General features: G+C 76.0%; 6 protein-coding genes. All 6 read left to right on the forward strand.

What is annotated here, in order from left to right; translation table 11 throughout:
• The first annotated feature begins 136 nt into the window (after positions 1–136).
• Positions 137–1,375 (forward strand): styrene monooxygenase/indole monooxygenase family protein, encoded by a 1,239-nt coding sequence (locus AE652_RS28295; protein WP_049656533.1) that lies wholly within the window; start codon positions 137–139, stop codon positions 1,373–1,375.
• A gap of 133 nt (positions 1,376–1,508) precedes the next feature.
• Entirely contained in the window at positions 1,509–2,054 is a 546-nt protein-coding gene (locus AE652_RS28300; RefSeq protein WP_049656535.1) for a hypothetical protein, read from the forward strand.
• A gap of 137 nt (positions 2,055–2,191) precedes the next feature.
• Positions 2,192–3,103 carry a squalene/phytoene synthase family protein gene (locus AE652_RS28305; protein WP_049656537.1) on the forward strand — a complete coding sequence of 304 codons (912 nt, stop codon included), beginning with the start codon at positions 2,192–2,194 and terminating at the stop codon, positions 3,101–3,103.
• Positions 3,104–3,280: 177 nt separating this feature from the next.
• The gene (locus AE652_RS47505; RefSeq protein WP_198959379.1) at positions 3,281–3,448 is read left to right on the forward strand and encodes an SflA family class IV lanthipeptide; all 168 of its coding nucleotides are present in this window, start codon (positions 3,281–3,283) and stop codon (positions 3,446–3,448) included.
• Positions 3,449–3,503: 55 nt separating this feature from the next.
• Positions 3,504–6,086, forward strand: coding sequence for a class IV lanthionine synthetase LanL (gene lanL, locus AE652_RS28310; RefSeq protein ID WP_049656538.1), 2,583 nt, complete (start codon positions 3,504–3,506; stop codon positions 6,084–6,086).
• 581 nt (positions 6,087–6,667) lie between these two features.
• Positions 6,668–6,865, forward strand: coding sequence for a thiazolylpeptide-type bacteriocin (locus AE652_RS28315; RefSeq protein ID WP_049656540.1), 198 nt, complete (start codon positions 6,668–6,670; stop codon positions 6,863–6,865).
• Positions 6,866–7,242: the final 377 nt, after the last annotated feature.

Genomic DNA, 7,242 nt, shown 5'->3' on the forward strand with positions numbered 1-7,242 from the left:
GCGAGCGTCCGTACGGGTCGGGAGCGAAGGCCGGTACGGCCCGTGGACGGGCGGCCCCGATGACTGGTAAGCAGGCCGGAGACGGCCGGTCCGTCCGGGCCGCCGTCCGGGACGTACCACCAGGAGAGCAGGGGCGATGCGCAGAGTTCTGATCGTCGGCGCAGGGCAGGCCGGACTCCAACTGGCCCTGGGGCTACAGGCGCACGGCTACGACGTGACCGTGCTGACCGACCGCGGCCCGGAGGAGGTGCGCGGCGGTCGGGTGATGTCCAGCCAGTGCATGTTCGACTCCGCGCTGCGCACCGAGCGGGCCCTCGGCCTGGACCTGTGGGCCGACCGGGCGCCCCGGATCGAGGGCCTCGGGGTGTCGGTCGCCGGGCCGGAGGCGGAGCGGGCGGTCGACTGGGTCGGGCGGCTGGACGCCTACGCGCAGTCCGTCGACCAGCGGCTGAAGATGTCCACCTGGCTGGAGCTGTTCGCGGAGCGCGGCGGCCGGGTGGAGCTGCGCCAGGTGACCGCGGCCGACCTGCAGAACCTGGTCGGCTCGTACGACCTGGTGCTGGTCGCCTCCGGAAAGGGCGCGCTGGCCTCGCTGTTCGAGCGCGACCACGAGCGCTCCCCGTACGAGCGGCCGCAGCGCGCGCTGGCGGCCAGCTATGTGCACGGGCTCGGTCCGCGCCCCGAGCACGACTACCCGGCGGTGCGCTGCAACCTGGTGCCGGGCGTCGGCGAGCTCTTCCTGGTGCCGGCGCTGACCGAGGCCGGTCCGTGCGACGCCATGGTCTGGGAGGCGATTCCCGGCGGCCCGGCGGACGCCTTCGACGGGATCCGCGATCCCGCCGAACACCTGCGGGTGACGCTGGAGTTGATGAAGGCCTTCACGCCTTGGGAGTACGACCGCACCCGTTCCGGCGTCGAACTCACCGACGCCGGAGCGACGCTGGCCGGGCGCTTCGCCCCGGGGGTGCGCCGTCCGATCGGCGAACTGCCCGGCGGTGGCACGGTGCTGGGCGTCGCGGACGTGGTCGTCCTCAACGACCCGATCGCGGGCCAGGGCTCCAACAACGCCGCCAAGTGCGCCGCCGGCTACCTGGCGGCGATCCTCGCCCACGGGGACAGGCCCTTCGACCGGGCCTTCCAGCAGGCGGCCTTCGACGGGTTCTGGCGAACCGCAGCCCCCTCCACCACCTGGAGCAACGAGCTGCTCGCCCCGCCGCCCCCGCACGTCCTCCGGATCCTCGGGGCGGGGGGTTCGCTGCCCGCCGTGGCCCACCGGTTCGCCAACGCCTTCGACGACCCGGCGGACCTGGAGGAGTGGTACTTCGACCCGGCCAGGGCGGAGGCCTACCTGGCCTCGGTCGCGGCGGAGGACTGAAAGGTCAAGTTCTTCCCAAGTTCCGTACAAGCAAACGCCCTTCGTGGTGGGTTCTTCTCGCCCCCACCCGAGGGGCGCCTCCGGCCCGGTACCACGGGCCGGGCGGGCGAAGCGGACACCAGGAGGAGAGCCAGTGGCGGTCGACGGGGGCAACATGGCCCAGACAGTGATCGATACGGCGTACAACGAGCGCAAACGGCTGCACACCGGGCGCAGCCGGACCGTCGCCGTGGTCCTGTTCGGCCTGCTGATCGCACTCGGCTTCTTCCTGGCCCTGGTGGTCGGCAAGGCGGACCCGGACACCCCGCCGACCTGCGACGGCAAGACCATGACCCGGCACAGCGAGTGCCGGATATGGTCCAGCCGCGGCGGCGGGGGCACCTACTCGTACGACGAGATGATCGACCGTCGGGAGTCCGGGAACGGCGTGTGGCGGGTGGTCGGCTTCGGCGGCGCGGGCGTGGCCGCGGTGCTGATGGTCGTCTCGATCGCCAAGCTCAACCCGAACCGCCCGTGGGGCCAGCCGGTCGGTGCCGCCTGCCCGCGCTGCCGGGAGCTCAACCTGCGCGAGAAGCACACCGTGCACAGCGTCACCCGGGGCCGTACCACCCACCGCTACAGCGGCATCGTCACCCTCTGCACCCCGGCCTGCGGGTTCTCCGCGATCCGCCAGCGCTGACCGGCGCCCCGGGGCCCTGCGGTCCGGCGCCGCGGGGGCCGCGGTCCGGGACCGCACGGCCCCGGGAGCCCGAATAGGTCCTCCCGCTCCCACCGGCTACGCTCGACCCCCGTCGAACAAACGATGGGGTGGACCGAGTGGGCAGGTGGGAGCGGGCGCTGGACGCGGCCGGGGTGCGGGAGGCCGGGCTGCGGGCCGACTACGGCCGGCAGCGGGAACAGGTCGCCCGGTACAAGCGGGAGGTCGCGCTCGCCACAGACCTGCTGCTGCCCGCCCGGACGGTCCCGCACGTGATCGCCGCCGCCGCCTTCATGCACCGCACCGACACCCTGCTCGACAGCGGCCCGCTCGCCGAACGCCGGGCGGCCTCCGCCCGCTGGCAGCGGCAGGTCACCGACAGCCTCGCCGCGGGCCGCACCGACGACCCCGAGCTGCGCCCGCTGCTGAACAGCGTCGCCGCCCACCCCGTGCTGCGGGACCGGGTGCTGGACTTCCTCGCCGCGACCGGGGCCGACCTGGACTTCACCGGGTTCGCCACCGAGGAGGACCACCAGGCCTACATCGACGGGTACTCGCTGCCCGGCTTCATGGTGGTCGCCGCCCTGCTCGGCCCGGACGGGGACCAGGGCGACTACCGCGCCGCCTGCCGCACCTTCATCGACGGCAGCCAGCGGCTCGACTTCGTCAACGACCTCGCCGAGGACCTCGCCGAGGGCCGGCTGACCATCCCCGAGCAGACCCTCCGGGAGCACGGCGTCACCCGCGCCGACCTGGAACAGGCCCGCGACCTGCCCGCCGTACGGGCCCTGCTCGCCGCCCTGCTCGACCGGGCCGACCGCAGCCTCGCCGAGGGCCGGGCCGTGATCGACCGGGTGCCGCCCGCCCACCGCCCGATGGTCCGCTGCATCGTCGGCGTGGAGGAGCTCACCAGCGCCGCCGCCCGCGCCGACCTCGGCGCCCTGCTGCGCCGTTCGGCGGGCCCGGCGAAGCCCGCCGCGCTGCGCCTGCTGGCCCGCGAGTACCTCCGGGCCCGCCGCCTGCGCGGCTGACCGGTTCGTGTCGTCCCGGTGGGCGCGGTCGGGAGCCGGCGTCCACAAACGGAACCTCCCTTTGTCGTAGTCGATCCGGCGGGTCCGTCAGCTCCCTGTCCCGGGTCGGGTGGCCTGGCTAGCATGAGCGCGCTCAGCACGCAGGACCCAACCACCTGAATCATTGGGAGGACCCCCATGAGTGCCCTGCTGACCGACATCCGCGACGCCGGCCCGCTGGAGATCGACGAGGACGCCATCGTCTTCGAGGACGAGTTCGACGCCGACCTCGCGCCCGCCGCCTGCCTGGGCGAGCCGTGGGTGACCTACGTCCCGACCCGCTTCCCCTGTGAGTTCAACGCCTGATCCACCCGGATCCGAACGAACGGCTGACCACGGCGGACCGGGGGAGGACGGAACCATGAACGCACCGCCCGACCCCGGCTCCGCCGAGGCCGCGCACCAGGACGCACTGCGGGCACAACTGGGCGGCAGGGCCGAGCAGTTGGCCGCCCGTGCGGCCGGCCCGCACCGCCCGCTGCGCACCGACGGCCAGTGGTGGTACCTCCGGGACCCGCGCATGCCGGAGCTCGCCCACGGCTGGAAGCTGCACCTCTCCGCCCGCCCGGACGGCTTCGAAGCGCTGCTGGACACGGCGCTCCCGATCCTGCTCGGCCGGGTCTGCGACGTGAAGTTCGCGGTGAGCACGGCGGCGCTGTGGGAACTCAACAGCGGACGGCACGGCGCCGCCGCCGTGGGCAAGGCCGTCACGGTCTACCCCCGGCCCGAGGAAGTCCGCGCCCTGGGGCTGGAGTTGGCGCAGGCGCTGGCCGGTCGGGAAGGCCCCGCGGTGGTCAGCGACCGCCGGGTCCGGCCGGACGCCCCGGTGCACTACCGCTACGGCCCGTTCCGGGTCACCGACGACGAGGCCCAGGCCGGCATGGCCGGCCCGGACGGCGCGCTGTTCCCCGGCCTCGCCGAGGCCCGCTATCGCCGACCGCCCTGGGCGAGCGACCCGTTCGAGGCGCCCGGCGCCCCCGCCCGCCCGGCGACCACCCGGGTCGGCGACGGCCGCTACCGGATCACCGCCGGCATCACCCGCGCGCCGAGCGGCCACGTCTACCGCGCGGTCCACCTCGCCACCGGGCGCGAGGTGGTGGTCAAGCAGGCCCGGGCCTTCGTCGCCGAGGACGGCGCGGGTGTCGACGCGCGCGGTCGGCTGCGGCACGAGCGCCGGGTGCTCGACGCGCTGGCCGGGGTCCCCGGAGTGCCCGCGCTGGTCGACTACTTCCGGCACGGCACCGACGAGTACCTGGTCAGCACCGCCAGTGGGCGGACCGACCTGCGCCGCGAGGTGCTCACCGCCGGCCCGTACGGCGCCGAGGCGGGTGGCGTGGCCGGCGCGGGTTCCGCTGGCGGCGCGGGCGGGCGGGACTGGTGGACGCTGGCGCGCGCGTTGCTGCGGGTGCTGGACGCGGTGCACGCGCGCGGCGTGGTGGTCTGCGACCTCAAGCCCGCGAACGTCGTGCTCGATCGGGACGGTCGGCCCGCGCTGGTCGACTTCGGTGTGAGCGCCCTCGACGGCGACCGCCCGCCGGGCGCCACCGCCGGGTACGGCCTGCCCGGCGCCACCGGGGAGGACCCCACCGAGGACCACTACGCCCTGGGCACCACCCTGCACCACGCCCTCACCGGCCTCGACCCGGTGGTGATCGACCCCGACCCGGCGACCAACCGCGACCGCACCCTGGCCTGCCTGCGCGCCGCCCTCCCGGAGCCCGGACACCCGGCCGCGGAACTCGTCGAGGGCCTGCTGAGCCTCGACCCGGCGCGGCGTGCGGCCACGGCGGCCCGGCTGCGCGAGGGGACGGTGCCGACCCGGCGGGCCCGCCACACCCGGTGGACCGCGGAGACCCGGCGGAGCGTCCTGGACGGTGCGCTCGACCACACCGTCACCACCTGCGTCCGGATGGCCCGCGAGCTGCTCGCCGCCGACCCGGGCGCCGAGCGGCCCCGGACCCTGCTCTCGCTGTACGACGGCGCCGCCGGCCTCGGCCTCGAACTGCTCCAGCATCCGGACCGCCCGGACGCCCGCTCCGCCGCCGCCGACCTGGCCGCCTGGACGGCCGCCCACCCGGCCCTCGACCACCTGGACGGCTCGCTCCACCAGGGCCGTACGGGCGTCGACCTGTTCCTCGCCGAGGCGGCCGCCGCGCTGGGCACCCAGCCCCCGGCGCCCCGCCGGTACGAGGGCACGGGCGTCGACCAGATCGCGGGGACGGCCGGGATCGGCACCGGGCACCTGCTGCTCGCCGGGCTCGGCCCGGGTATGGGAGCGCACCGGGCGGCGGCGGTCGACTGCGCCGCCGAACTGGTCGGCCGTCCGCTGGACGACCTCGGGGAGGAGCCCAACCCCGGCACCGCCGCCCTCGCGGAGGGCTTCGCGCACGGCCGCGCGGGCGTCGCCCACTTCCTGCTCGCGATGCCCGACGAGGCGTCCCGGCGCACCGCCCGGGAGATCGTGGACGGCCTCGCGGCCGACCTCCCCGGCATCATCGCCGCCGCCCGCGCACCCGGGGCGACCCGCCGCTACCTCTCCTGGTGCCGGGGGCTGGCCGGGCTCGGCACCCTGCTGGTCCAGGCCGGCCGGCAGTACGGCGACGACGCGCTGACGGCGCTGGCCGCCGACGCCGCCGACACCTGCCGGACGCTCGCCCCGAGGACCGCGCAGGTCTTCCGCTGCTGCGGCCTCGCGGGCGTCGGGGACCTCTGCGTCGACCTCGCGGTGGCCACCGGCGAGGCCCGGCACTGGGCCGCCGCCCAGGAGGTGGCGGAGCTGGTCCTCACGCGGGCGGGCGGCGCGCCGAACCGGCCGCTGCTGCCAGGCCGTCGGCCGGACACGGAGGCCCGGGCCTGGGCGGTCGGCACCCCCGGCGTCACCACCTTCCTGCGCCGCCTGGCCCGGCGGGGCGGCCCGGTCCCGGGGCTGCTGCCGCTGCACTGAGCGGTCCCGGGGGCGCGAGTCCGAAGGCAGGCCCACGTCCCGCCCCCGGCCGGGCTTCCGCATGCCGTTGAACGGGTGCCGCTCGACGCGGGATCCAGGACCGGTCGAGAAGCCCCGCAGGACGTCCTGGGCCGGGTTGCGTACGAGCACGCCCCGACCACGGGTGTCGATCGTGCCGAGGGCCGTTGATCCCACCCGTGCCGTCGCACGGCCGCTCCTCCCCGGCGAGCCCCGCCGACGAGTTCACGGACCGGCAACAGGACGGGCGGGCGGCGCGCGGATCCGGCGCCGGTCGCGGCCGGGCCGGGCCGCGGTCGGGGGCCCGTGGGGGGCCGCTGGAGTGCCGCTTGAGCCGGACCGGTCTTGAGCCGACGGGGTACGGGCTCCCGGCCAAGGTGCCGATCGGCCGTACCGCCGGGCGCCGCCGGGTGCCTAGATTCGTTCTCGGGCGGCGCGAAGCCCGGGTCCGAGCGGCCCGAGTGCGGCGCACCCACGGGGGACCCGGCACATTCCGCAGCACCCGCTCGCAGGCACACCTTTCCGGTCCGACCGGCCCGCCTGCCCATCCGAGGGAGTTCGCCATGTCCGACACCACCACGTCCCGTACCGCTGCCACCGAGGGCCTCGACCTTCAGGACCTCGACCTCAGCGAGCTGACCGTCACCTCGCTGCGCGACACCGTCGCGCTGCCGGAGAACGGCGCGTCCTGGGGCTCCTGCTCCTGCCAGGGCTCGTCCTCCTGCGCGCAGCCGCAGCTGCCGGACGTGCCGACCGCCTGACGTCCTAGGGTCCGGTTGTACGCCGGGCCTGCCGGCCAGGCCTTCCGGGGCCGGTGCCAGCGCATCAGGACGGAACCCGGCGCGTCCACCCGGACGCGTCGGGTTCGTCCCGCGTACCCAGGGCGTGCCGTGCGGATCCCGGCCGGGCCCGCGACGTCGACGCCGCGGCCCGTCCGACCAGTCCCACGAGACGCGCCGCCAGGCCCCGTCGGAGGGAACCGCCATGCCCAACCGAACCGCCCTGCCCCGGGACGCCCGCGTGCCCTCGCCCTCGCCCGCGCCCTCGCCCGTGAACGCACCCGCACCGGCTCCGGCCGCGTACACCGCGCGCCACGCCCTGGTGCGCTCCACCGTCCTCGCCCGGCCTGCCCAGTCCG

Source organism: Kitasatospora sp. MY 5-36 (assembly GCF_001182915.1).
Taxonomy (GTDB): domain Bacteria; phylum Actinomycetota; class Actinomycetes; order Streptomycetales; family Streptomycetaceae; genus Kitasatospora.

What these genes read in the sequence shown, in the direction of transcription:
- AE652_RS47505 (WP_198959379.1), top strand. Translation starts at nt 3,281, where the DNA reads ATGAGTGCCCTGCTGACCGACATCCGCGACGCCGGCCCGCTGGAGATC.
- AE652_RS28315 (WP_049656540.1), top strand. Translation starts at nt 6,668, where the DNA reads ATGTCCGACACCACCACGTCCCGTACCGCTGCCACCGAGGGCCTCGAC.
- lanL (WP_049656538.1), top strand. Translation starts at nt 3,504, where the DNA reads ATGAACGCACCGCCCGACCCCGGCTCCGCCGAGGCCGCGCACCAGGAC.
- AE652_RS28295 (WP_049656533.1), top strand. Translation starts at nt 137, where the DNA reads ATGCGCAGAGTTCTGATCGTCGGCGCAGGGCAGGCCGGACTCCAACTG.